The following is a 25,556-nucleotide window of genomic DNA, read 5'->3' on the forward strand; positions in this document are numbered from 1 at the left end:
TGCTCTATTCTGTGCCTATGATCGGCAGCATTTCCTTCAGGTTTGAAATCTGATGGTCTGGAGGGCTTGGGATCTGTTCATCGGGTTGGCCAAACCGGTTGCACCAGATAACATTAAATCCGTAATCCTTGGCGGAATAGGCATCCCACCCGTTGGAAGACTGGAAGGAAATAAGCGATCCCTTCACCCCTAACTTGTCTTCGGCCAATTTGTAAACAGATCCATGCGGTTTATAGATCCGCAGATCCTCTACAGAGATGATGGCGTCCAAATAGTCACCGATACCAGCATTCTCAATCGCTGCCTCTAACATTTTCATATCGCCGTTCGAGAGAATGGCGCATTTTTTTCCTGCCTCTTTAAGGGATTTCAGAACGGTAGGGACTTCTTCATACGCACTCAGGCGCATGTAAATATCCATAAGCCGATCTTTTAAGGGGGCATCATTTATATTCTGTGTTTGTAGTGCAAACTCCAACGCACTCTCGGTTACCTCCCAGAAAGGCCTGTAGTTTCCTTGAAGGCTGAGAAGCCACGTATATTGAAGCTGCTTGAGCCGCCATGTATCGGAAAGCGATTTCCAGTTATTACCCAGCCGTTCTTTCTCCTGGCGCGCAGCTGCGTCAACATCAAATAGGGTTCCATAGGCGTCAAAGACGCATGCTTCAGTTTTTGAGAAATCAGTTTTTGTCATTTTATCCAACGATCTAAGAATGATCGCGCCCTTATAGGGAATAGTGGCGAAGGTGCCGCCAAATTCAACAAAAAAACTGCGTGCGGGAAGAATTATTCTGTGAAATAGCCACGTTTGAGGTCATCGACGATCTGAACCACCATAATATCATCTTGTTTGGAGAGTTGCCGGTAGATTTGCAGGTTCTCCATAACCCGCTGTACATAGTTGCGCGTTTCACTGAACGGGATCAGTTCGATCCAGTCAATCATGCTGATATCGCCCTGACGAGGATCTCCCCATTCTTCGATCCATCTGTTTGTCCTGGATCCTCCCGCATTATATGAAGCGATGGCAAGAACATAAGATCCATTATATTTCTCGATCAGTTTGTTTAGATATGTTGATCCAAGCAAAGTGTTGTAGGAAGGATCGGTTGTTAAACGTCCTTTCGAATAAGGGAGCTTCAAACTTCTGGAGACGGATCTGGCAGTTGCCGGCATCAATTGCATGAGCCCACGCGCACCAACGCGAGAGACCGCATCCACGGCAAATGCGCTTTCCTGACGTGTGATCGCAAGAATCAAGGGTTGTTCTATACTTGGATTTGAAGGCATGAATTCGTGATCTGGCCAGTTAAACTCTGGCAATTCTGTGCCCAATTGAGACGCGCGTTTAGCCACGCGAACAGCATAGTCTGGACGCCCAATACGTGTCGCCAAATTTCCAAGATACACATATTCCTCTGGGGAAGCTGCGTCTTCCGTCATTTTTAAAAGGAACGGTAACGCTTTCTTGGCTTCACCAAATTCAGCCAAATGGCGGACAATCAATACACGCTCATCCTGCTTCAGGCGATCTGCTGTTTTTTTGGAATGGCTGACGGCCCTTGGAAGCGGAGTGAGTTTGGAATGATGAATTTCTTCCTGGGCCATCTGACCATAGAAGGTGGACGGATATTTCGCAGCTTCCTCATACCAGTAGTGGGCGGATTTGCTATCTCGCATCGCATCATGAGATCGGCCAATCCAGTAGGCCCCGCGGGCGCGACTGATAGGATAACTTACATTTTCATAAAGACGCGTGAAATGTTTTAAGGCGGCTTCACTGTCCTGAAGGAAGCGTAAAGAGATCCAGCCCGATAGCCACTCAGCAGAAGCGAATTTTCCGCCTGCCTCTAATCCGTGTTCACTAGCAAGACGGTAGGCCTCGCTAATATGACCGAGCCTTAATAGTTTGCGCGCCTGAATTTCCCGTTCACGCCACCAATGCTCAGGGTTTGGTAAGTCGAAATGGGAAACTTTAAGAAGAAGGTCCTGTGCGCCTTCATGATGTCCCTTCACACGGCGCCATTTGATACGATCAAAAAGAAGGCCTGGATCGTTCTGAAGCTCTTGTGGGATGCGCTTGATTGCACTGTCTACTCCAGCGGATCTGGTCATTAGACGTATTCTGGCAACAGCCAATTTCTCTGCATTGGATCCGACCCGTTTTAGCATTCGCTTGGCAGGCTCGGTATCTCGATCCCACAAAAGTCGATCAAGTCTGTCTTCATGATCTGTTTTTGTGAGGAGGGACTTATGTGCTTTGAGGATTTTCTTTTCTGTGCCGCGACTAAAGTTGCCTTGGATCCATGCCTCTTTAATCCATCGCTTACCTTTTTCTTTTTGGCCTTGTTCGATTAAGGCCTCTCCCAAGCGCAGCATCCCCATTCCTGTAAGCGGAGTACGATCAGAGAAAAAAGCCAGCGTTCTAGAGCTGGATATGGGATTAACTAGTGCTTCCTCTGCACGGCGATCCAGCGTGCTTCTGTAAGGCCAGTCCGGGTTGTCCACCATAAAGGTATGGATATCTTCAAAACTGGCCCCGCCTTTATATTGCCGCAACCAGCCCCATTCCAGATACTTTGCCGGAAGCCTGTATTCAGCCTTCGAAGCGACCTGAATTGCCTCTTTCCATTTTCTGCGGCCAGCAAGGTCAAACGCTTCCCGGTAAATACTCCAGTCGGCATCTGACATCAGGCCAGTGTGATGAGCACGTGGCTGTTTAGCAATTGAAGCCGGTTTAAATAAAGGAGAGGGAACAGAAGTGGCTTGCTGAACAGTTTCCTCTTCTACCGGCTTTGGATCACGAGTTGTTTTAAATGTGCGAGGGGTTGGCACCTCTCTCATTTCATTTCTTAGTTTTGGGACGATTTGCCCACCACTAGAAATCTGATCGTCATCCTGAATAGCAAATTTGGAAGCCTGAACATTGCCAGCAAACAGCACAGCCACAGCGACAGCGCTTGCTGCCAGCAGTTTTCCTTTGGCTTTTTGTCTCGTTTCTTGGCTCATGGTTTCCTGAATAGTTTCCTATCTACCAGTCTGACAATCCAAACCTAATTAGACAAACTTTTATTTGCCATTTCGTAAACATCGTTAGAAATATTTTCAGTTTCCAAAATGCGCCTCAGTTCAGCCTGCATGAGGCCCTGTCGGGTTTCATTATGCCGTCGCCATTGCCCAAGCGGGGCAACAAGTCGTGCCGCAATTTGTGGATTGGTACTATTGAGTTCGATAATTCTATCAGCAAGGAACTGGTATCCACCACCATTTTCATTGTGGAAGTGAATTGGATTGGCACCAGCAAAGGCAGCAATCAGGGAGCGCACCCTGTTTGGGTTGAGCATGGTAAAGTCCGGATGCGCAAGCAGTCCTTTCACGTCGTCCATAGTAGATGATCTGCTGGAAGTGGCTTGCAACATGAACCATTTGTCCAAAACAAGTTGGTCTTCTTTCCAATTGTCATAGAAATTCTGCAGGGCCTCTGCGCGGTGGTCGGTTTCACTGTTGACCAGACGGGCCAGTGAGGCCATTCGATCAGTCATATTTTCTGAAGAGAAATACTGCTCTGATGCCAGTGGGAGATAGTCATCACTGGACGCCACCAAATAGCTGAGGCAGAGGTTTTTAAGTGCGCGTGCCCCCATGCTGTTATGTGATTTAAGATCCGCATAAATCGACTTCAATTGTGTTTCAAACCGCTTGCCGAGTGATTTGAGAGCCACTTTTCGAACCGTATGAATGGCATCAACATCCACAATCTTCATTTGCTGTCCGATATAGGATTCGCTTGGAAGGGTTAAGACTTCTGCTTTAAACGCAGGATCCATATTCTGATCATCCAGAATTTCACCAAACGCTTCGGTGTAGTCATTGGAAAGTCCTGTAAGCGCTTGCCCTGACGCGTACAGTTCCACATCAGCTAACAGTCCTTGAAGGGCCAACTGTTGTCCTGCTTCCCAACGGTTAAACTCATCACTGTCATTTCTGAATAGAAGTCCCAGTTTTTCGTCAGCTGGATTTCTTGTGATCTTGATCGGTGCGGAAAACTTCCGGAATAGGGAAGGAATAGGCTTTGAGGGTATGTTCTCGAAAGTAAATGTTTGCTTCGCCTTTGTCAGGTGCAAAAGATCATCGTCCAACAGGCTGTTACCGTCTTCATCCAGCAGACCCATTGCAACTGGGATATGTAACGGATCAGCGCCTTCACCGGCTTTAACATTTTTCTGCGTGAAAGTTAGCTCGTAAGTCGAAGATGTTTCGTTATATGCGTCTTCTACAGCTATTTCCGGGGTGCCAGGTTGAATATACCAATTACGGAACTGTTTCAGATCCAGCCCGCTACCGGCTTCAATTGCTGAGACAAATTCTTCGGTAGTGACAGCCTGACCATCATGACGATCAAAGTAGATGTCCATGCCTTTTCGGAATCCTTCAGGACCAGCAAGGGTGTGCATCATTCGGATGATCTCTGCCCCTTTTTCATAGACGGTGGCCGTGTAGAAATTATTGATCTCGACATAGCTTTGCGGCTGGATCGGATGGGCGAGGGGGCCAGCATCTTCAGGGAATTGCGCCGCGCGAAGACGTTGCACATCATCAATGCGTTTAACTGCAGCGGAGTTCATATCAGCAGAAAACTGTTGATCCCGAAAGACGGTAAGGCCTTCTTTTAACGTCAGCTGGAACCAGTCACGGCAAGTGATGCGGTTGCCTGTCCAGTTATGAAAATATTCGTGTGCGATAACACTTTCGATCCCATCGAAGTCAGTGTCTGTTGCAGTTTGCGAAGATGCCAACACATATTTTGAGTTGAAGATGTTGAGGCCTTTATTTTCCATTGCCCCCATGTTGAAGTCACCCACCGCGACAATCATGAAGACATCCAGATCGTATTCGCGACCATATTTCTCTTCATCCCATTTCATTGATTTTTTCAATGAGGTCATGGCGTGATCGCATTTGTCTTCATTGCCTAGCTCAATAAAGATCTGCAAAGCAACTTTGCGCCCGCTTGCTGTGACAAATTCATCCTCAACACAGGCAAGTTTACCCGCAACCAGTGCAAACAGATAGGCGGGTTTTGGGTGGGGATCCTCCCAGACTTTTTTAACGCGACCATCTTCGAGTTTGGTGTCGCTTACCAGGTTGCCATTAGAGAGCATGACCGGATATTCCATACCGTCCCCAATGATGGAGGTGGTAAAACGGGCCATCACATCTGGTCGATCCAGATAATAAGTAATTTTCCGGAACCCTTCAGCTTCACATTGGGTGCAGAAATTACCACTGGATTTGTAGAGGCCTTCCAAAGCCGTGTTTTCCTGTGGCTTGATCTCCGTCACAATGGTGGCCTTAAATTCATCCGAAGGAGCAATAAAGGTAAGGTCTTTGTCCGTTAGAGTGTAATTAGATTTGGAAAGCACTGCGCCATCCAGAAATACTGATTTCAAAACCAGCGCTTCACCATTTAATCGAACCTGATCCGTTGCGTCAGTTTGTCTTTTAAAAGATAGTTCTGACGTGACAACGGTGACGTCTTCGGCCAACTCAAATGTCAGGTTGACTTCGGTGATTGTAAAAGGTGTTGGTGCGTAATCTTTAAGGTGAATTGTAGCAGGTTTTGTCACGTAAGATCCCCGTTAATGAGTGAGCCTTTAAGATAACCGCAGCATTTTTTGGATCAAGTCATACATCACTGAAAAGTGGTGATTGCAGTTACTTCTTGCATTGAAGCACTTTCTAAATATAACTCATTCTTTCGGTTGTGTTGAAAACTTGGAAAATGCCCAACCGACTTACCAAATTTATTAGCGAACTTTTTGAGGAAACTGTCATGTTTAGAGGATCTATCACTGCACTTGTCACACCATTTACAGGTGAGAGTGTGGATGAAAAGAAATTCCAATCCTTTGTAGACTGGCAGATAAAGAGCGGCACCAAGGGGTTGGTGCCCGTGGGGACAACTGGTGAGTCTCCGACCCTCAGTCACCCGGAACACGACCGTGTCGTTGAGCTGTGCATTGAAGCTGCAGAAGGCCGTGTGCCTGTTATGGCTGGTGCCGGTTCTAACAACACAGCGGAAGCTATTCGTCTTAGCCAGCAGGCGCAGAAAGCTGGCGCTGATGCGGTTCTTATCGCAATGCCATATTACAACAAACCTAGTCAGGAAGGCATGTATGCGCATTTCGAGAAATTGAACAACTCGGTTGATATCCCAATCTATATCTACAATATCCCAGGTCGTTCCATCGTGGATATGAGCCCTGAGACAATGGGTGAGCTTGCTAAACTGAAAAACATCGTGGGTGTAAAAGACGCAACAGGTGATGTTGGCCGGGTATCTTTACAGCGTCATTTCTGCGGAACTGACTTCATCCAGCTTTCTGGTGAAGATGCAACTGCTATTGGCTTTAACGCCCATGGTGGTCACGGATGTATTTCTGTAACGTCTAACGTTGCACCGCAATTGGTATCTGATATGCAGGAAGCAAGTTTGGCTGGCGACCGTGATGCTGCTGTTGCTATTCAGGATAAACTGATCCCATTGCATACAGCGTTGTTCAAATTCCCAAGCCCGGCGCCTGTGAAATACGCGTTGTCTTTGATCGGAAAATGCGAGCCCACACTTCGTTTGCCGTTGGTTGAGTGCCCGGACCACATCAAGAGTGGTGTTGAAGAAGCTATGCGTTATGCAGGGCTGATCGACTAAACCCTTTTAGGTAAATATAAAATGTCTTCCAAGACAATTGCCGAAAATAGAAAAGCCCGTTTCAATTACTTCATTGATGAAGATTTTGAAGCGGGCATTATGCTGCTTGGGACGGAGGTCAAAAGCCTTCGCGCCGGAGGGGCGAATATTCAAGAGTCTTACGCGTCTTTTGAAAATGACGGTTTGTATCTGGTGAACGCGCATATTGCCGAATATGACTATGGTAATCGGTTTAATCATGATCCGCGTCGGCCGCGAAAACTGTTGATGCATAAAAAAGAATTGGCGAGGCTGCATGCGCAATTGCAACGTGCAGGTAAAACACTGGTTCCATTGTCTTTGTATTTCAACGAACGCGGCAAGGTGAAGGTTAAGCTAGGGCTTGCTTCAGGTAAGAAGAAGCACGACAAACGTGAGACACAAAAAGATCGGGATTGGGGCCGCGAAAAGCAAAGATTGCTTAAAAACGGGTAATCTAATGAAGGGTCTGTGTTGACGCAGGTTCTTCAGCGTGCAGGTTTTGTGATTGCTGAAACTCAACACCTAAAGTGTTATCTTTGGTCCACACCACTTCCCCGGTAATATCCTTTTCATCCAACGCTGAACTTCTCAACGTGATAATCGTTCCCACAGGTACATCAAGTTGCAACCATACTCTTGCGCCGCCCTCACTTATGTCGAGCATGTTGCCATTATAGCGACGTTTATCAAGCAACACAGATGCAGGGGAGTTTACAACAAGTCGATTGTGTTTCCTGTTCAAAAACTGTTTTAGTTCCAGATCATAGCTTACGCCTAAACTTTCAGCTGGAAGAGAAGCCAAGGCTTTAGGGGCATAGTCTGCATCAGCTTGTTGTTTTTTGAAGACTGTATGATGGATCTTCTCAGAACCAGCAAGCTGTTTACGGGCAAAATGAGTTTCTGCATGACCGGGTCTTCTGTGCCTTTGGGAAGGCTCTTTTTGTGGCGGTGCCATAGTTCCCATCGGATCAGGCGAGGTTATTTCTTCAACCTTCTCTGGGTCGAACTCCAAGCCATGTGTTTGTGCTTTGCTGATCATCCATCTGAGGGCAATGTCGGATAATCTGCAATCTCTGCGACCACCTGTAATATTTTGATGACGCCCGGCAAACCATACCTGTTCAACTACACTGCTGCGATTACTTTGCACGCCAGTCCAAATATGAGGCGCTTTGTGCCTGCAATCTTCATCGAGAGACAATGCGTGATAAGCACTTTTGATATTTTGGCTGATGGTATTATCAAGGCGATCCAACCATAGTCTGGAAAGGTGCTTCATCACGCGATTGGGCACCCCTTTGTGCCCAACAATATCCCAACATCCCAGCATGTGGATGGGAACTTGTTGTGATGAAAAAGCGACCCGCACTGCTTGCCCAGAGGGACCATTTCGAGACTGCTCATCCAGTTGGGCGTAAACATAAGCTTTTGAAATACTTTCCACTGAGCCAGCGCTAACCAAACCGGAAATGCTGATGAGTTCAGCAAGTTTATGCATCACATATCCACCGCGCCCGGCGCCAAACAGATATATCTCGTCACCTTGGATATAGTTTTGGATTAGAAACCGATAGGCTGACAGGACCTCTTTTCGGATACCTAAGCCCAAATGGCGGTTTAGAAGGGTGCGCAATCCAAATTTTGGACCATCTTCCTGAATAAAGGAGATCTGATCAACACCACCAAGTGTCTCTGGCAACAGGCACTGGCTCGCCAGTGACGCATTGCCGGGGACATTGCGCTGCTTGCTTCTGCTCTGCGGTGGTATCCAGCTACAGTCATTAAAAATGACAAGTTTTCTGCTCAATCTTGATCTCCAGATTTTCCACCCGTTACAATTCAAGACATCAACTAGATCTTAGAATGTATCAGGCGATACCAATATATTAACATGTTCTTATTTTACGCGCTCAGTGCTTAAAATTATATGAAAATGTTAACAATTAGGTAACTTCTGGCGGGAAAAAGGAAATTGACAGAAATCAATTAAAAATCAGATATTTAAGCTGGTTCTCGCATGGGGTTGGCAAGGTCTACTTCGTTTTCATCCTGCTCTATACGACCCACAATATTATCCAGATTCTGTAGATCAATGAAGAAGTCGGCCTGTCGGCGCAACTCATCTGCTATCATTGGTGGGTTGGTTTTAACAGTGCTAACGACTGTGACGCGGGTTCCTTTTCTTTGTACCGCTTCAACCAATCTTCTGAAGTCTCCATCCCCGGAAAACAGGACGGCATGGTCTATGTGATCACTAAGTTCCATCATGTCGATGGCAAGCTCAATGTCCATATTCCCTTTAATTTTGCGCCTGCCAGTTGGGTCCGTAAATTCCTTAATCGGCTTTGTCACCATGGTGAAACCGTTGTAATCCAGCCAATCCACCAAAGGACGGATCGGAGAATATTCCTGATCTTCCAAAAGGGCAGTGTAGTAGAACGCACGAACAAGTCGTCCTTGGCTTGAAAATTCTTCGAGTAATTTCTTGTAATCTATATCCACGCCTAAGGAGCGGGCAGAGGCATATAGATTAGACCCATCAATAAAAAGGGCAATTTTCTCTTCTGAATAAAATGTCATGATGTACCAATTATTGATTAAATTAATTATTGTTTGAGGTCCCACAACTTGGCTTTTAACAGATTGAAAAAATCTAAACCAGAGCAGATTTCGTATTTGAGTATAAACAATATTGCATGAATGGAGTGTGCTCTGTAGTCTGCGTGCTTTTTTCGGAGACGGCTGATGATCTTTATCGGGATGGGGGCGAATTTAACGCATCCGATCTATGGAGAGCCTGTAGAAACATTGCGCGCGGCCCTAGACGTGTTTGCCGCACATGGTCTAAAGGTTGTTCGCCGTTCTCAATGGTATAAAAGTGCACCCGTTCCTATGTCTGATCAGCCGTGGTTTGTAAATGCTGTTGTTGAAATAGAAACTGTATTGTCGGCGGAAGAAGTCCTTCAGCATTTGCACGCGATTGAAAAAGAGTTCGGGCGTGTCCGTGAAATCAAATGGGAAGCACGGGTTTTGGATCTGGATCTTCTGGATTTTCACGGGAAATCATCACCTAACAAAGTTCAGGAAGAGGGAGGAGTTTATCCTCATCCCTACATGCATGAACGTTCCTTTGTCCTCGTACCTTTAAAAGAACTGGAACCCAACTGGCAGCACCCGATTCTTAAGCAAGGCGTTGATGACTTTTTGAAAGAGCTGAACACACAAGTTTTGCAGCCATTTTCGTAAAATAACATCATTCAGACTGGATTGATGCGAAATACTTCCTTTTTGAACTGCTTTGCGCGACTTTTTCTTGATTCTGAAAAAGGTTCCGCATATGAAGAGGGGCTAATCCCATATTAACCGGAGTATTTTTATGGCTCGCGTCACCGTTGAAGATTGCGTTGATAAAGTTCCTAACCGTTTTGAGCTTGTTTTGCTTGCCGCCCGTCGTGCACGCGGAATCTCAGCGGGTTCCATGCTCACCGTCGATCGTGACAATGATAAAAACCCGGTTGTTGCTTTGCGTGAAATTGCAGACAACACCATTGATCTGACAGATCTGAAAGACAACCTTGTCGGTACTTTGCAGCGCCGCGTTGAGGTTGATGAACCTGAAGAAGACAACATGGCAGCATTGATGAGCTCTAGTTCTGAGTGGGCTGGCGTTGTTCAGGAAGAAGCTCCTGCTGAGACTTTCTCCGCGACAGAAGTTGGCGCGACAGATGGCGTAGCACCTGCTGCAGATAAATCAGAAGATCCGTTCGCATAAACACTGCAACAGATTTTAAAATATCAAGGCCACTGATCTTAAATGAAATGTCAGTGGCCTTTTTTTGTGTATACTTGCTTCTTTTATCTTCAGATGTTCCTTCCAGGTCTGTAAATGTTACGCCAATTTGAGCTTGTAGAACGAGTTTTAAGTTATGACCCTCAGGCGGATGAGGGGCTTTTGAACCGCGCATATGTGTATACTGTGAAGGCGCACGGTGCCCAGAAGCGTGCTTCGGGCGACCCGTATTTCTCTCACCCAGTTGAAGTCGCCGGCATTCTGACAGAGCTTAAGTTGGATATGGCGACAATTATTACGGGGCTTCTTCATGATACAATTGAAGATACAGTCGCAACCCCGGAAGAGATTGAAGAAGAATTCGGGAGCGAGATAGCTGTTCTGGTGGACGGCGTCACTAAACTGTCCCAGTTGGAACTTCAATCTGATCGCACTAAACAGGCGGAGAATTTCTCCAAGCTCCTGCTGGCCATGTCAAATGACATCCGCGTGCTTTTGGTGAAACTTGCAGATCGCCTCCACAATATGCGCACCCTTCATTTTATCAAGAAGCCGGAAAAGCGGTTGCGTATCGCGACCGAAACGATGGAGATTTATGCGCCTCTGGCAGAGAGAATTGGTATCCAAAACTTCCGCGATGAATTGGAAGATCTCGCCTTTGTGGAGCTTAATGAGGAAGCGCGTAAATCAATCATGCGCCGCCTTGAATATCTTAGAGAAGAAGATGAGGATCTTGTAACCCGTATTGTAAAGGATCTGCAATCTGATCTGGCCGAGGCGGGGATAACTGCTGAAATTTCAGGCCGCGAAAAGCGCCCATATTCCATCTGGCGCAAGATGGAGCAGAAGAATGTCACTTTTGAACAACTTTCAGATATTATCGCTTTCCGCATTATCGTCAGTTCTGTTGAAGAATGCTACCATGCCCTTGGTATCATGCACGCCAAATACTCAATGGTTCCTGGGCGCTTCAAAGACTATATTTCGACACCAAAACGCAATAATTATCAGTCCATTCATACAACCATTTTCGGACCGGAGCGGCAACGGATTGAGGTGCAAATCCGCACGCGCCAAATGCATGAAACCAACGAATATGGCGTGGCGGCCCACTGGCAGTATAAACAGCAGATTGGAGCTCCTCTTAATGAAGGACAGCAGTATCGATGGCTCCGTGAGCTGCTGGAGATTTTGGAAGAAGCCTCCGATCCAGATGAGTTTTTGGAACATACAAAGCTCAATATGTACCAGGATCAGGTTTTCTGTTTCACACCCAAAGGGGATCTGATTTCGCTGCCTGCGGGAAGTAGCCCAGTTGACTTTGCCTACGCTGTTCATACACGGGTAGGGGATACCTGTGTAGGGGCCAAGGTGAACAAGCGAATGACACCTCTTCGCTCAGTCCTCAAGAACGGGGATCAGGTGGAAATCCTGCGTTCCAAGAATCAGACACCTTCTCCGACATGGGAGAGTTTTGTTGTCAGCGGTAAAGCCCGTTCTGCCATTCGCCGTTTTATTAGGCAGCAACAGCGTCATCAATATGTTGAACTTGGTCAGTCCATTGCGGAAAAAGCTTTCAGAAACTTCAGTAAGCCTTACGCTGAGAAAGCGCTCGCTCCGGCCATAAAATACTGGGATCTGGATACAGTTGAAGACCTGTATTGTTCATTGGGCGATGGAACCCATACCAGTCGGCAACTTCTTGAGATAATTTTTCCGGGCGAAAAGGAAAGCCAGGAAAATGAAAATGTTGTTCCGATTACCCGCGGAAAATCAGATCGGAAAAAAACACGTGGTGCGGCGGTTCCCATCAGGGGGCTTATTCCGGGAATGGCCATGCATTTTGCCGGTTGTTGTCACCCGTTGCCGGGCGATCGGATTGTTGGGATTGTGACAACCGGGAAAGGGGTTACAATCCATACAATCGACTGTGATACATTGGAGCAATTTGCCGAAGTGCCTGAGCGGTGGCTGGATGTAGCTTGGGAAACTGAGAGTGAAACCCAGCATGTTCAGGTGGGTCGGATCAATGTTGTGATGGCGAATGAACCTGGTGCACTTTCAAGCGTGACTTCATCTATCGCTGCAAATAATGGCAACATCACCAACCTAGTTATCTCAAATCGAACTCAAGAGTTTTTTGAGATGCGTGTGGATATCGAAGTAAGAGATGTGAAACATCTTACCAATATAATAGCAGCCTTGAGGGCTGACCCAGTTATCAGTTCCGTTGAACGGGCTGGTGGATAAGTTAAGAGATAAGACAATGACTCCAGATGAAGTACTGACACATTTCCGGGAAACTGATGCTCTTCTTGAAGGGCATTTTCTTCTTAGTTCAGGTTTACATTCCGACCGTTATCTTCAGTGCGCTAAGGTGTTAATGCATCCGGAACGCGCTGCATCGCTTTGTGCTGCACTGGCTGCCAAGGTGAAGGATGGACTTGGCGAGGACAGTGTTGATTACGTCGTGGCACCTGCCATGGGCGGGGTGATCGTCGGTTACGAAATGGCACGACAACTCGGCGTTCCCGGCATGTTTACTGAACGTGTGAATGGTGTGTTCGAGTTTCGTCGGGGGTTTGAATTGCCAAAGGGTGCGCGGGTGATCATGTCCGAAGATATCGTCACTACCGGGAAGTCCAGCATTGAATGTATTAAGGTTATTAATGCCGCTGGCGGGAATGTCGTTGGGGCGACATGTCTGATCGACCGGTCTAACGGAACTGCAGACGTTGGTGTTCCGCTCTTCTCCTTGATGCAATTGGAAGTAAAAACTTACGATCCGGATAATTTACCTACGCATTTGCAGGGAACTGAAGCCATCAAACCGGGTAGCCGCAATCTGAAATAGGCAAAAGTTTATGTTCCAGCGTAGAGAGAAACCATCCCGGTCAAAGCGGGTGAAAGATTTTTTCTGGCCTTCTATAGGCTTTAGGCGTTCGTCAAAATATGTCGGACTTCGTTTAGCGCGCTTGCCTGGAACGCCTTATTCTCTCGCAGCTGGTTTTGCGTGTGGGGCAGCTGTCTCCTTTACACCATTTGTTGGTTTGCATTTTGTAATCTCTGCGATTGTCGCCTGGATGATGCGGGCCAACATTATTGCGTCTGCCATTGGCACTGTTGTTGGGAACCCGTGGACATTCCCTTTTATCTGGGCCGCCACATACCACACCGGGGAGTGGATACTCGGCCGGGAAGGTGGGGAGCATGGGGACGTTTCTGGGGATACCTTAAAAGGGTTCTTCCAAGGGTTTTATGAAGATGGTTGGGGAAGTGTTGCGCAACTTTTCAGTGACGTCATGCTGCCGATGCTAGTGGGCTCTCTTCCCTTCTTTGTTGTTGTGTGGTTTATTTTCTTTTATCCGCTTAAAGTTCTTATCCGTAATTTCCATCTGACACGCGCTGAAGCCAGAATGAATGGCCGAAACGGTGATGGTGAGATTGAAGAAGACGAGATCAGAAAAACCAGTTCAGGGGAATGATATGCAGCATCTGCGCTTGGGTGTAAATATTGATCATGTCGCAACTATTCGCAATGCGCGCGGGGGGATCCACCCTGATCCATTACGCGCGGCCAAGATAGCCGAAGAGGCGGGTGCGGACGGTATTACGGCCCATTTGCGTGAAGATCGCCGGCATATTGCGGATTACGATATCAAGCTGCTTTCAGAAAATCTGACGATCCCATTGAATTTTGAGATGGCGGCAACAGAAGAAATGCTGGAGATCGCTTTGGCACATAAGCCGCACGCGGCCTGTCTTGTTCCTGAAAAGCGGGAAGAACGGACAACAGAAGGTGGCCTTGATGTTTTGGGCGGCCAAAATTCTTTGCAGAAATACGTCTCAGAGCTCAAAAATTCTGACATCCGGGTGTCCTTGTTTGTTGAGCCTGATCCACGTCAACTGGAAGCAGCCGCGCGACTTGGGGCGGATATCGTGGAACTGCATGTGGGACCTTATTGCGACGCAGAGACGCCCGAAGAGCGGGATCAACATTTCAAGAGAATTCTTGCAGCAGCAAAAGCCGCTGAGGAATTTAATCTTGAATGTCACGCGGGACATGGTTTGACATATGAAACAGTTGAACCTGTAGCTGCTATTCCAAGTATCGTTGAGTTGAATATTGGTCATTTTCTGATCGGCGAGGCCATTTTTGTTGGGCTTGATACTTCGATCAAGGAAATGCGCCGGCGAATGGATATTGGCCGGGCAAAAGCGGTGGAGCAGAGCGTGTGATTATCGGATTTGGAAACGATATCATTGATATTCGCCGGATCGAAAATACATTGAATCGGTTCGGTGATCGTTTCGTGAACCGTATTTATACGGAATTGGAAATAACCAAAGCAGAACGTCGTTATAACCGCGTAGAAACTTACGCCAAGCGATATGCCGCAAAAGAGGCATGCTCTAAGGCGCTGGGAACAGGGTTTCGCAAAGGTGTATTTTGGAAGGATATGGGAGTTATCAACCTTCCAACCGGCCAGCCAACCATGAAATTGACAGGCGGGGCCCTGTTAAGGTTGCAGGAAATTACGCCTGTTGGTATGGAGGCATTCATACATTTAACAATTACGGATGAGCCTCCGCAGGCGCAAGCTGTAGTTTTGATTGAAGCCCGCCCGTTGGCAGGCTGAAACATTGAATAGCATTTCCGCGAATGCGGACTGAGAATAGTTAGGCGATCAAGTATGACGGATAAAACAGAAGAAAAAGAAGAAGGCGGACTATGGGAAACCGTCAAGACCATTATTTATGCGGTCTTGATTGCGGTTGTGATCCGAACCTTCTTTTTTGAACCTTTCAAGATTCCGTCTGAATCCATGCTCTCGACGTTGAAGATTGGGGATTACCTGTTCGTTTCAAAATACTCCTACGGATATAGCAGGCATTCTTTCCCGTTTAGTGCAGCCCCAATTGATGGACGTATAATGGAAGCCCTACCGGAGCGTGGGGATGTGGCTGTTTTTAAGAAACCGGTTGGCGAGCCAATTGATTATATTAAGCGCATTATTGGATTGCCAGGTGATACCATTCAAATGAAGAATGGTGCACTTTATCTGAACGGTCAGGCCGTCAAGCGGGAACGCATTGAAGATTACGTCGATCGGGATCCACGCGGAAATGTCCGAAGAATTGTGCAATACAGAGAAACACTTCCAAACGGAAAATCCTACCTGACTTTGGATATGCGCCGAGGGGGATCTGGTGATGATACCGATTTGTACACGGTTCCAGAAGGACATGTATTTGGCATGGGGGACAACCGTGATAACTCTACAGATAGCCGCTATCTCACGCAAGTCGGCTATATCCCTATTGAAAATCTGGTGGGTCGGGCTGAGTTCCTGTTCTTCTCAATCGATGGCGACACAGCGATTTGGGAAGTTTGGAAATTACCGTTCGCTGCACGTTGGGAACGTGTCTTTTCATCATTGAGATAAACATGTCAGAGATACAAAATCTAGCTGAGTTGATGAAACTCCTTGGACATCAGTTCAAGGATGCCTCTTTGCTGGAAGAAGCGATTACTCATACGTCTCTGACAAAAGGACGACGACGTCAATTGGCGGATGCCGATTATGAACGGATGGAGTTTCTTGGAGATCGCGTGTTGGGTCTGGTGATCGCAGAAGAACTGTTTTCCCGCTATCCTGATGCAGAAGCGGGTCAACTTTCCAGGCGCTTTAACTCTCAAGTTCAGCGGGATACGTTGGCTGAAATAGCGGAAGATCTTGGGCTCCATAAGTTTATCAGGGTCTCACCAGAGCTAAAACGGTTGGGCGGAGAGAAAAATCCGTCATTATTAGAAGATTGTATGGAAGCTGTGATTGCTGCGCTCTATTTAGATGGAGGGATGGTCGCGGCCAAGCGTTGTATAAAGGATCATTGGTGGTCCCGATTTGAAGAAAAGAATGCCGCTAAGAAAGATCCCAAATCCGCTTTGCAGGAATGGGCTGCTAAGCAGGGCAAGAAAACCCCGGAATATAGACTGGTTCAGGAAGCCGGGCCCGATCACAACAGAACTTTTACAATAGAAGTTCATGTAGAAGGTTGTGAGCCGACAGTGGCAAAAGGCCAGTCCAAACGCGCCGCGGAAAAGAAGGCGGCCGCGAAAATGCTGAAAGATAATTTAAATGAGTGAAGAAGTTCCAGAAATTGAAAAGACCCGCTGTGGGTATGTCACCTTGATAGGTGCCCCCAATGCCGGGAAATCAACGCTGCTCAATCAGTTGGTCGGCGCGAAAATTGCTATTGTCTCACCTAAGGTGCAGACAACACGTGCGCGGGTAACTGCTATTGCCGTTGAAGGTCAGTCACAGATTATTTTTGTAGACACTCCTGGTATTTTTGCGCCGTCTCGGCGCCTTGAAAAAGCGATGGTCAATGCCGCATGGGATGGTGTTCAGGATGCAGACGTTCTGGCGCTGATTATTGATGCAAACCGCGGTATCAGCAAAGATGTTGAGCGTATTATTGACGGTCTTAAGAAAGCCGAAGCTAAGGCGCATTTGATCCTTAATAAGATCGACATGATTAAACGCGAAAAACTGTTGGGCCTTGTTCAAGAGCTTACAGATCGTGGCATTTTTGAAGATGTTTTCATGATTTCTGCCCTGAACGGTGACGGTGTCGACCATTTGCGGCAAACCCTTGCAGGTCAGGTGCCAGAAGGACCTTGGTTATTCCCTGAGGACCAGTTGGCTACGGCACCTATGCGGAACCTTGCCGCAGAAGTCACGCGCGAGAAACTGTTCCTGCGCCTTAATCAGGAACTTCCATATTCACTGACGGTTGAAACAGAGAAATGGGAAGAGAGAAAAGACGGGTCGGTCAAAATTGATCAGGTTGTTTATGTCTCTCGCGCAAATCACAAACCTATTGTTCTTGGTAAAGGCGGTGCTACCATCAAGCAGATTGGTGCCATGGCCCGTGAGGAACTGGAAGAAATGATGGGATGCCGGGTGCATCTGTTCCTTTTTGTGAAAGTTCGGGAAAAGTGGTTAGATGATCCTGAACGCTATCAGGAGATGGGGTTGGAGTTTCCCAAAAACTAAGGGTATAAAAACACTGTGGGCGCGGTAATATAAACGGAGACATGATGATAGATTTATATTTCTGGCCCACACCTAATGGGTGGAAAGTTTCCATTCTATTAGAAGAACTGGGGGTCCCTTATAATCTAATCCCGGTGAACATTGGTAAAGGGGACCAGTTTGAGCCTGAGTTTCTGAAAATCTCTCCCAACAACCGTATGCCGGCGATTGTGGATCATGATCCTGTAGATGGTGGTGAACCGATCAGTATTTTTGAATCCGCGGCTATCATGACATACCTTGCCGATAAGTACGGCAGATTTATGCCGTCAGAGCTTCGCGCCAGAACGGAAGTCAACCAGTGGCTTTTCTGGCAAATGGGAGGCCTTGGGCCAATGGCGGGGCAGGCTCATCATTTCCGCCTCTATGCACCGGAGAAAATTCAATACGGGATTGATCGATACACAAATGAGGTCGTCAGACTATATGGTGTGATGGAGCGCCGTCTTGCTGACCGTGATTATTTGGCAGGTGACTACTCCATCGCTGACATGGCTGCGTTTCCCTGGGTTTCAAGGCATGAACGTCAAGGTCAGGACCTAAATGATTATCCCATATTAAAGCGTTGGTATGATTCCATTGCAGCACGTGACGCTGTGAAGCGGGGGCTGGCTGTGGGGGCTGATCTGCCACAGGTAACAAGCCTGAAATCGGACGAAAGTAAAAAAATACTATTTGGACATAACAACAAGTAAAGCCATTGAATAAAATGGATTTTTAGGGAGCTTTTCAGCTCCCTTTTTTATTGAAAAATGTCAGCCCTCTAAAATTCCTGAATTGGAAACCTATTATTAATAATTACTCATACATCATAAAATTATGAATGGGCGGAAAAGAGCTCAGGAGTTTGATTTTATCTGTTCGCTACTAAATGGAGGAGGATATCATGGCTGAACTGGATAAAGAGTATCTATCTCGATTAGAAAATCGCGCAGAAAGAGGCTCACCTGAAGATCAATACCGCACCGGTATTGCATTCGCAATCGGTGATGGTGTCCCTATCGATCTTGTAACAGCTCATAAATGGCTTAATCTTGCTGCGATGAATGGAGTATCGGAAGCACGTGAAAGTCGCGCAGAAATTTCTCAGGATATGTCTCCAGCAGAAATTGCCGCAGCCCAGAAACTTGCACGGGAATGGTATCTAACTCACTAAGACGCCATCGTCTTGTTAATTAGATATGTACGATCTTCAGGGAAAATGATTTCGAACTGTGTTCCAGCGTCTGGTTCGCTTTCCACTGTGACTGTCGCGCCGTGAGCATCTGCAAACCTCTTGACCATTGTCAGGCCAAGTCCCGTCCCTTCGCACTGTAGGTTTTGGGCGATCTGACTTCTTTGGAACGGGGTGTACAGGTTGGGGAAGAATTCTTTTTCGATTCCAACGCCGTTATCACATACCCGCAGGACACAACATCCTTCCTCAAGTTTACATTCTAATTTTACCCGGCTGTTGTTCGGTGAAAATTTCATAGCGTTTCCCAGCAGATTGATAACAATCTGCTTCAGGCGAATTTGGTCGCCATACACAACAAGATTAGCAGGTTCGACGTCCAGATCTATCTGGATATTCTTTTCCTTGGATCTTGTGTAGCTCAGCGCCTGACAGGATTGTAGAAGAGGCCAGATATCAACCTTCTGTTCGTCCAGGACAATATCGCCAGTCTCAATCTTCGCCAGATCGAGTACTTCATTGATTAAGGACAGAAGATGCTCACCCGCATTTTGGATGTCTTCAGCATATTCCCCATATCTTTCGTCACTATGTGCACCATAAACCGCTGAAGAGAGGAGGGAAGAAAAACCGATAATCGCGTTAAGTGGCGTCCTAAGTTCGTGGCTCATATTCGCCATAAACTCTGATTTTGCCCGGTTTGCGTATTCTGCGCGCTCTTTAGCTTCCAAAAGCTGGGCTTCATTGTTTTTGATATCGGTAATATCACTTTGAACGGATACAAAGCCCCCGTTGGATAAAGGACGATCAGTCGTTTTTATCCAACGACCATCCTTCATGTTTACGGTGAAAGAGCCCTGTAGTTCTTCGCGATATTTTCTTTTGCGTTCGAGATATTCTTCACCGGAGCCATATTCGTCACCGACAACTACATTGCCATTGCGGATGTCAATTTCACCCAGTTCCCGATAGTGCGTGCCGGGTTTGGCTTCTTCTTCCGTATATCCATAAAGTTGAAGGAATTTGCTATTGCATGTAACCAGATAGCCGTTTTTGTCATAAACAACAAAAGCCTCGGAAATGTTTTCCAACGCATCCAGCAGCAATTCAGAATTTTCAGGTGAATTGTGCATTCTGTTGCTGACCCCCCTCAGCAGAGAACTAAATGGCTTAAATAAAAATGATTTTACGTTTCAATTCATGACTAAATATAAGGATATTCTTAGTTATAAAATATTAACAGAGTCTTAATTCAAACCTCTTATTGTAGTTAATAAAAAATTAAAAACTATCTTTGGTAGAATGGTTTGGGGATAACTTTTCGGATCACCACTAAGTTTACGAGTAAAATCAAATGGCTTGTTCTGTGGATAACTTTTTGGCTCCATATTCAAAATAAACTCTTTGACATAGGGGGAAAATCTGCCATATTGCGCGCCGACGGTGAAGTGGCCGAGTGGCTGAAGGCGCTCCCCTGCTAAGGGAGTATGGGGTCAACGCTCCATCGTGGGTTCGAATCCCACCTTCACCGCCATTTCCTTTTCTGGCCAAAATTATCATTAAAAACATATAGTATAATGATTAATGGTTTTTGCTTCCCCATACGCTTACCCCACACGTTTGATAAATGTGCCTTATGTTAATAAGAGTACATCACTGCTATTCCATATTGGTGAGGTGTGTGAATCAAAATCATCAAGATAATCAACGCCAAGTTAATGTGATATTGGTGGGGAAACATGATGATTTTGACGTCAGATAAATACCTAAAGAAGGAGCTTTGAAGGGCAAGTCAATGCAAGTTTAGACGGGTGCATTGTAATTATTGGATGCCAAAACTCTCAAAAACCTTAAGTAGTTTCCTTGCTTATCATCCATCGCATGTATCAGTTTTAATATCAAATTGCATGCAAATCACAAGCACTAAGTAGAGGTGTGAGCTCGTCTAATCTAAGTTGTTTGTCACTGAAAAAATGATGAGTGAAATCACAACTTTCATAGTAGAGCACATTGAGTGATGGAATAGCCAAAACGAAGCGCTCCCAATCTCTTGTTCTATAATCTTTAGGGATTAATACGTGCTCACGTGCGGATTCAGATGTGAACTTTTTAAAGGAAACCTTGTCATGTTTTTGCCCTTTCAATTTCACCAAATAACTTTCGTGTTTGGAAGTCAGCAAACATGCAAACTTGTGTAGCTTCATGTTATGATCGTGCTGAGTTAGGTCATCAACATTAGCCAGCATGGCAATGGCTTCATCTCCCCTTAGGCAGTGATCGAAGACCGACACTGACAATAAAGACTTAAGTCCTGCCTGTTCAATCGTAGAGCAATGACAACCCATCCAATGGTCTACTGCATCAAACGTCCCTCGAAATTGTGACAATAGTTTCTTTTGCTGACTTTTGGGGACGCTAATGAAACGTCTATTGAGCATCATCTATTTCCCCACTAGGAAGATGTTTCGTACGAAACTGAACACATTAAATAAGGCAGAGATATATGCGGTCATGCGATTATTATAAATGAGTATATTCCACTATAGTATATGGTTTCGTTTAGTCTAGGTGTATTCGCACTCAATAAGCGCGACCCCTGTGTTGCCAGCTGGTTACTCTTTGTTGCTTGAGAGACGCATGAAGGGAAGCTGAAGGGATAAAGCGCCTCCTTCAGCAAATTGTCCTATCAGGCGGTTTGGCGGTTTTCTTCACCTGCAGGGTAGGAACGGGTTTCGCCGCCGACGGAGCGGGTATAAACAAGAATACTGTCTTCCACTGTGTCAATGATTGCGATGTCAGGGCATTCATCCACAAAACCAAGATTGGCGGGCGTGAAATTAAGGGCAACCTGATGGTTGAAACCGCGCTGGATATGGAAGGGAACGCCTTTACAACCACCTGAGATAGGGCGGTGAACATGACCAAAGATCATCAGATCAGGAAGGCGGTGGTCTAAAATCTCCCAAAGGGCTTCGCGATCGGCAAGGGGAATAGTGTCCATGGCAGGCAATCCCAGAAGAAATGCGGGGTGGTGATTGGCGAGGACGATCTTTTTGTCCTTCGGTGCCGCCGCGAGTTGATTGTCGAGCCAACGCAGTCGTGTTTGGCACAATCGGCCAATATGATCCCCAGGCACGTCGTTCAAGCTGTCCAGACAGATCACCCGCATATCACTGCTGTCCAAGGTATATTGAATAAAACCGCCTTCGATAACAGGCGTATCTGGAAAAACTTCCAAGAAGGGTTTGCGGCTATCGTGATTTCCCATCACCAGATGAACAGGGATTTCGCATTGGCTCAAGGTTTCTTTTAACGCCAGATAGGCGTCCTTTTCCCCGTAATGCGCAAGGTCACCCGTAGCGATCACAAAGTCGGAATTAGCATAATCCTTATTGATCATATCAATGCCGGTGGAAAGCCGTTCAGCCGGGCACATATCATAAAGACGCTGGCCTTTGGGGACAAAGTGGGTGTCGGTGATTTGGATAAAACTCATGGAAGAAAACCGCTTGATGTTAAAGGTAGGAAAGAAGGTAAAGGGGCGGCGTACCGCCCCTTAAGAGATGTGTTTAGGAGTTTGGCTTTGGAAGCAGTTCAGTTACTTCCTCAACAAGTTCTTCCTGCAGATCTTTCATGTTTTCTTTGTCACCAACAACGATGCCTTCGATGCCATCGTAAATGACCTGAGTGACGGCGAGACCGTTGTCACCTGGATATGCAACCCAATCACGAAGAAGTGGCAGCTGACGAACGGCTGTTTCTTTGTTTGGATTACGCTTGTAGAAGTCAGCGAGGATGATTTCGTTGGCTGCTTTATTTGGTGGCATGTAGCCAGTTGTTTCCGCAACAGCGGCAGCACCAACACCGGACGTGATGAATTTCAGGAATTTCCAGGAAGCTTCAAGGCGGGCAGGGTCTTTAGACGCAGAAACCAACATTGCCGCGTTACCACCAGCCGGCAGACCCATTGGTTTGCCATTGATGCCTGGGAATTCATTTGTTTTCAGTTCAAAGTCACCTTTGGAACGTTCTACGGCACCCAATGCAGAAGTTGACCAGAACATCATGCCAATTTCACCGGCAGAGAAGGACGCAAGAGCTTCTTTCCAGGATAGATTTTTCATTTCACAACCGCGGAAGATTTTCTTCATGGTTTCAAGGGCAACGAGACCTTCTTTGTCATGGAAATTAACCTGACCATTTTTCAAGATAGGCTCATCCTGTGACCACATCAGGGCTTGCATGAACCAGTTACCTGTGATGTTCCAACCCCAGAAAATCGGGTTCTTTACGCCATTGGCTTTCATCTTCTGGCACATATCGACAACTTCTTTCCAAGTTTTTGGAAGCTCAGTTGTGCCGGATTTTTTCACCAGATCCATGTTGTAATAACCGACAGGCAGGGATACGGAGAATGGCAAGCCGTATACATCTTTACCAAAAGTAGAGAGGGACAGCATGGCTTGGTGATAACCGTCTTTTGCAAAGTTCTGTTCTTTTGCGATGAACGGCTCAAGCGATTTTGCAATGCCTTTTTCAACAAGAATTGCCTGGCGGTTGAGGCCCTGCATTGTGATGTCTGGAAGGTTGCCAGAGACGGCTTCGCGAAGCACGGTGTTTGTACCGTCTTCATAGCTTTCATATGTCGCGCGGAATTTTACATTGATGTCCGGATGCGCTTTTTTGAAGTCTTTCATGGTCTTTTCAAAAGTCACGTCGAAAAGATGGCTGTATGGGTAAGCAACTTCAATATCCACAGCCAAGGCGGGTGTAGCAAACCCGACAGCGGCAACAGCAATGGCAATAAGTCGTTTCATTTGACAACTCCAAGTTTCAAGTTGGGGTATAGGTTGGGTATCATTTGCCACTGCCAGTCCCCCGTTTCAGGCAGCGGTATTCTGTTGTTTCTATTTCATGCCAGTCAGAGTGATGCCTTCGATAAACCGGCGCTGAGCAAGCAAGAAGGCAACAACAAGCGGTGTCACGATGATCGTGGCGGTCGCCATCATGGGCCCCCAGTTCGACCCGTCAGCACCGCCCCTAAATTCCCGAAGGCCCAGCGGTGGTGTGTACAGGGATCTGTCCCCGGTGATCACAATCCTTGGCCAGAAATAGTCGTTCCAATGGGCCACGATTGAGAAGATCGCAAAAGCCAGAAGGGCAGGGATCGCGGTTGGTAACATGACCCGCCAGATAATTGAGAACTCACTCATTCCGTCCATGCGCGCCGCATCAATCAGATCATCTGGCACGGTCATAAAGAACTGCCGCATCAGGAAAATACCGAACACCGAGATGGTCCAGGGAATGATCAATGAGGCATATGTGTTAGTCAGACTAATCTCCGCGAGCATTATATAGATTGGCAAGCCGATGGCGTGCACAGGAACCAACAGGCAGAACAACACCATGTTAAAGATGGCATCCCGCCCCCAAAAACGAAGTTTTGACAGGGCATAGGCGCAAGGAAGGGCGATTACCACCTGAAGCAGGAAAATGGAGACCGTCACAATTACACCGTTCAGCAGATAGCGCATGAGGGGCGCTTTTTTCACGGCTTGTGTGTAGTTGAAGATAACCGGTGTTTCCTTGCAGGCTTCTTCTGGATTGCCAAGTTTGACGCAATATTGGTCAACCACCTGTTCTTGGGTCCCGAAGAAACCGCCTGTGTTGGTTTCAATTTCCTTTTGTGACTTCAGGGAGTAACTGACCATCACATAGAAGGGCAGGATGACGATCAGTGCACCCAATATAAGGGCCGCGTGTTTCCATGCCTCGCGGAAAGGTGTGCTGTTGCCGATCATGAGTAATGAACCTTTCTTTCCACAAGGTAACGTTGACCGAAGGTGAGGATCAGGACGAAAATCAAGAAAACAATAGTGATGGCGGAGCCCATACCCATAAGGTTCTGTTTGATGCCTTTTTCGTAGATGGCGAACATCATGACGAAGGTGCTTTTCGACGGGCCGCCTTGTGTGATGGCTTCAACCGTATCGAAAACCTGAAATGATCGAATGGTGGTTATGGTCACCACAAATACCGTGGTGGGGCCAAGCATCGGCCAGGTAACCAGGCGAAAACGATCCCATCCGTTTGTCGCGCCATCCATTTCTGCTGCGTGATATAGCTCCCTCGGGACAGAAGTGAGACCGGCCAGATAGAGAACCATGTTGAAGCCAAAGGCCTGCCAGATGCCAATAAAGGCGACCGTGCCCATGGTGTATTTCTTATCCCCGAACCAGAGCGGAAATTCTGTGCGGCAGCTGGTGCTGTACCAGCTTTCGGCCCCATTAACGAGCGGCACCCATCCGAAACTGAACACGGCTTCCATCCAGCCGCCGCAGCCATCGATCAGCGTCTTGTTGATGATGCCAATGGTTGGGTGAAGGGAAAACTCCCATACAATAGCCATAGCGAGCAAAGCAGCCATGACGGGTAGGAAATAGATGGTTTTGTAAATGTCGCCAAAGCGCTGAACAGAGTTAATCAGGAGAGCCGCTCCTAATCCCAATCCAATGGATAGGGGAACAACGATAAGCACGTAGGTGCCTGATGCGATTAGCATTTTCTGATAGGTGGATCGCTTTAACATCTTGGCATAGTTGTCAAAGCCAACCCAGTTGAAGCCAGAATTGCCAAGCGAATAATCTGTGAAGGACAAGAAAGCGGCGACGGCGACAGGAGCGATTAATATCAGGACCATCAAGATGATGGCGGGTGCCGTAAACCAGTAGCCTGCGAAACTGCGATGAGCGGCCATGA

At 46.8% G+C, this 25,556-nt stretch carries 25 protein-coding genes and 1 tRNA gene; 15 read left to right on the forward strand and 11 right to left on the reverse strand.

Features of this window, described 5'->3' with window-relative positions; translation table 11 throughout:
• Window positions 1-4: 4 nt before the first annotated feature.
• From GUA87_RS15795 to pepN, 3 genes are all read right to left on the reverse strand, one after another.
• Window positions 5-694, reverse strand: coding sequence for a haloacid dehalogenase type II (locus GUA87_RS15795; protein WP_193717587.1), 690 nt, complete (start codon window positions 692-694; stop codon window positions 5-7).
• 92 nt (window positions 695-786) lie between these two features.
• Window positions 787-3,009 carry a lytic transglycosylase domain-containing protein gene (locus GUA87_RS15800; RefSeq protein WP_193717588.1) on the reverse strand — a complete coding sequence of 741 codons (2,223 nt, stop codon included), beginning with the start codon at window positions 3,007-3,009 and terminating at the stop codon, window positions 787-789.
• 44 nt (window positions 3,010-3,053) lie between these two features.
• A complete protein-coding gene (pepN, locus tag GUA87_RS15805; RefSeq protein WP_193717589.1) occupies window positions 3,054-5,627 on the reverse strand; it encodes an aminopeptidase N in 2,574 nt (857 codons plus the stop codon).
• 206 nt (window positions 5,628-5,833) lie between these two features.
• Here pepN and dapA point away from each other — a divergent pair, with 206 nt between their 5' ends.
• Both dapA and smpB read left to right on the forward strand, forming a co-directional pair.
• Window positions 5,834-6,709, forward strand: coding sequence for a 4-hydroxy-tetrahydrodipicolinate synthase (gene dapA, locus GUA87_RS15810; protein ID WP_193717590.1), 876 nt, complete (start codon window positions 5,834-5,836; stop codon window positions 6,707-6,709).
• Between the two features lie 21 nt (window positions 6,710-6,730).
• Complete coding sequence (smpB, locus tag GUA87_RS15815; protein WP_193717591.1) at window positions 6,731-7,183, forward strand: SsrA-binding protein SmpB; 453 nt, start codon at window positions 6,731-6,733, stop codon at window positions 7,181-7,183.
• A 1-nt stretch (window position 7,184) separates the two neighbouring features.
• On the opposite strand, the gene GUA87_RS15820 is transcribed toward smpB, so the two are convergent.
• Window positions 7,185-8,537, reverse strand: coding sequence for a phospholipase effector Tle1 domain-containing protein (locus GUA87_RS15820; RefSeq protein WP_193717592.1), 1,353 nt, complete (start codon window positions 8,535-8,537; stop codon window positions 7,185-7,187).
• Between the two features lie 194 nt (window positions 8,538-8,731).
• Window positions 8,732-9,310 carry an NYN domain-containing protein gene (locus tag GUA87_RS15825; protein ID WP_193717593.1) on the reverse strand — a complete coding sequence of 193 codons (579 nt, stop codon included), beginning with the start codon at window positions 9,308-9,310 and terminating at the stop codon, window positions 8,732-8,734.
• Window positions 9,311-9,475: 165 nt separating this feature from the next.
• Between GUA87_RS15825 and folK the strand changes: the two genes are divergently transcribed.
• From folK to GUA87_RS15885, 12 genes are all read left to right on the forward strand, one after another.
• Window positions 9,476-9,976, forward strand: coding sequence for a 2-amino-4-hydroxy-6-hydroxymethyldihydropteridine diphosphokinase (gene folK / locus GUA87_RS15830; RefSeq protein ID WP_193717594.1), 501 nt, complete (start codon window positions 9,476-9,478; stop codon window positions 9,974-9,976).
• A gap of 130 nt (window positions 9,977-10,106) precedes the next feature.
• Window positions 10,107-10,502: a DNA-directed RNA polymerase subunit omega gene (gene rpoZ / locus GUA87_RS15835; RefSeq protein WP_193717595.1), complete on the forward strand. Its 396-nt coding sequence runs from the start codon at window positions 10,107-10,109 to the stop codon at window positions 10,500-10,502.
• Between the two features lie 114 nt (window positions 10,503-10,616).
• A complete protein-coding gene (locus tag GUA87_RS15840; RefSeq protein WP_193717596.1) occupies window positions 10,617-12,770 on the forward strand; it encodes a RelA/SpoT family protein in 2,154 nt (717 codons plus the stop codon).
• 16 nt (window positions 12,771-12,786) lie between these two features.
• Complete coding sequence (pyrE, locus tag GUA87_RS15845; protein WP_193717597.1) at window positions 12,787-13,374, forward strand: orotate phosphoribosyltransferase; 588 nt, start codon at window positions 12,787-12,789, stop codon at window positions 13,372-13,374.
• Between the two features lie 10 nt (window positions 13,375-13,384).
• Window positions 13,385-14,005: a DUF2062 domain-containing protein gene (locus tag GUA87_RS15850; protein WP_193717598.1), complete on the forward strand. Its 621-nt coding sequence runs from the start codon at window positions 13,385-13,387 to the stop codon at window positions 14,003-14,005.
• Between the two features lies 1 nt (window position 14,006).
• Window positions 14,007-14,759: a pyridoxine 5'-phosphate synthase gene (locus GUA87_RS15855; RefSeq protein ID WP_193717599.1), complete on the forward strand. Its 753-nt coding sequence runs from the start codon at window positions 14,007-14,009 to the stop codon at window positions 14,757-14,759.
• Window positions 14,756-15,160, forward strand: coding sequence for a holo-ACP synthase (gene acpS, locus GUA87_RS15860; RefSeq protein ID WP_193717600.1), 405 nt, complete (start codon window positions 14,756-14,758; stop codon window positions 15,158-15,160). The genes GUA87_RS15855 and acpS overlap by 4 nt, the downstream gene beginning before the upstream one ends.
• Before the next feature lie 54 nt (window positions 15,161-15,214).
• On the forward strand, window positions 15,215-15,967 hold the full coding sequence (lepB, locus tag GUA87_RS15865) for a signal peptidase I (RefSeq protein ID WP_193717601.1): 753 nt from the start codon (window positions 15,215-15,217) through the stop codon (window positions 15,965-15,967).
• Window positions 15,968-15,969: 2 nt separating this feature from the next.
• A complete protein-coding gene (gene rnc, locus GUA87_RS15870) occupies window positions 15,970-16,668 on the forward strand; it encodes a ribonuclease III (RefSeq protein ID WP_193717602.1) in 699 nt (232 codons plus the stop codon).
• Entirely contained in the window at window positions 16,661-17,581 is a 921-nt protein-coding gene (gene era / locus GUA87_RS15875; protein ID WP_193717603.1) for a GTPase Era, read from the forward strand. The genes rnc and era overlap by 8 nt, the downstream gene beginning before the upstream one ends.
• Window positions 17,582-17,625: 44 nt before the next feature.
• Window positions 17,626-18,315 carry a glutathione S-transferase N-terminal domain-containing protein gene (locus GUA87_RS15880; protein ID WP_193717715.1) on the forward strand — a complete coding sequence of 230 codons (690 nt, stop codon included), beginning with the start codon at window positions 17,626-17,628 and terminating at the stop codon, window positions 18,313-18,315.
• A gap of 191 nt (window positions 18,316-18,506) precedes the next feature.
• Entirely contained in the window at window positions 18,507-18,776 is a 270-nt protein-coding gene (locus tag GUA87_RS15885) for a sel1 repeat family protein (RefSeq protein ID WP_193717604.1), read from the forward strand.
• Here GUA87_RS15885 and GUA87_RS15890 read toward each other — a convergent pair.
• Complete coding sequence (locus tag GUA87_RS15890) at window positions 18,773-19,927, reverse strand: PAS domain-containing sensor histidine kinase (RefSeq protein WP_193717605.1); 1,155 nt, start codon at window positions 19,925-19,927, stop codon at window positions 18,773-18,775. The genes GUA87_RS15885 and GUA87_RS15890 overlap by 4 nt on opposite strands.
• Window positions 19,928-20,236: 309 nt before the next feature.
• Between GUA87_RS15890 and GUA87_RS15895 the strand changes: the two genes are divergently transcribed.
• A tRNA-Ser gene (locus GUA87_RS15895) sits at window positions 20,237-20,328 on the forward strand.
• Window positions 20,329-20,692: 364 nt separating this feature from the next.
• Here GUA87_RS15895 and GUA87_RS15900 read toward each other — a convergent pair.
• The 5 genes from GUA87_RS15900 to GUA87_RS15920 all read right to left on the reverse strand — a co-directional run bounded on the left by GUA87_RS15900 (window position 20,693) and on the right by GUA87_RS15920 (window position 25,554).
• Window positions 20,693-21,235 (reverse strand): hypothetical protein, encoded by a 543-nt coding sequence (locus tag GUA87_RS15900; RefSeq protein ID WP_193717606.1) that lies wholly within the window; start codon window positions 21,233-21,235, stop codon window positions 20,693-20,695.
• A 245-nt stretch (window positions 21,236-21,480) separates the two neighbouring features.
• Window positions 21,481-22,290, reverse strand: coding sequence for a phosphodiesterase (locus GUA87_RS15905; protein WP_193717607.1), 810 nt, complete (start codon window positions 22,288-22,290; stop codon window positions 21,481-21,483).
• 73 nt (window positions 22,291-22,363) lie between these two features.
• Window positions 22,364-23,611 carry an extracellular solute-binding protein gene (locus GUA87_RS15910; protein ID WP_193717608.1) on the reverse strand — a complete coding sequence of 416 codons (1,248 nt, stop codon included), beginning with the start codon at window positions 23,609-23,611 and terminating at the stop codon, window positions 22,364-22,366.
• Between the two features lie 90 nt (window positions 23,612-23,701).
• On the reverse strand, window positions 23,702-24,598 hold the full coding sequence (locus GUA87_RS15915) for a carbohydrate ABC transporter permease (protein ID WP_193717609.1): 897 nt from the start codon (window positions 24,596-24,598) through the stop codon (window positions 23,702-23,704).
• Window positions 24,595-25,554, reverse strand: coding sequence for a carbohydrate ABC transporter permease (locus tag GUA87_RS15920; RefSeq protein ID WP_193717610.1), 960 nt, complete (start codon window positions 25,552-25,554; stop codon window positions 24,595-24,597). The genes GUA87_RS15915 and GUA87_RS15920 overlap by 4 nt, the downstream gene beginning before the upstream one ends.
• Window positions 25,555-25,556 lie beyond the last annotated feature (2 nt).

It is taken from the genome of Sneathiella sp. P13V-1 (genome assembly GCF_015143595.1).
Classification (GTDB): Bacteria; Pseudomonadota; Alphaproteobacteria; order Sneathiellales; family Sneathiellaceae; genus Sneathiella.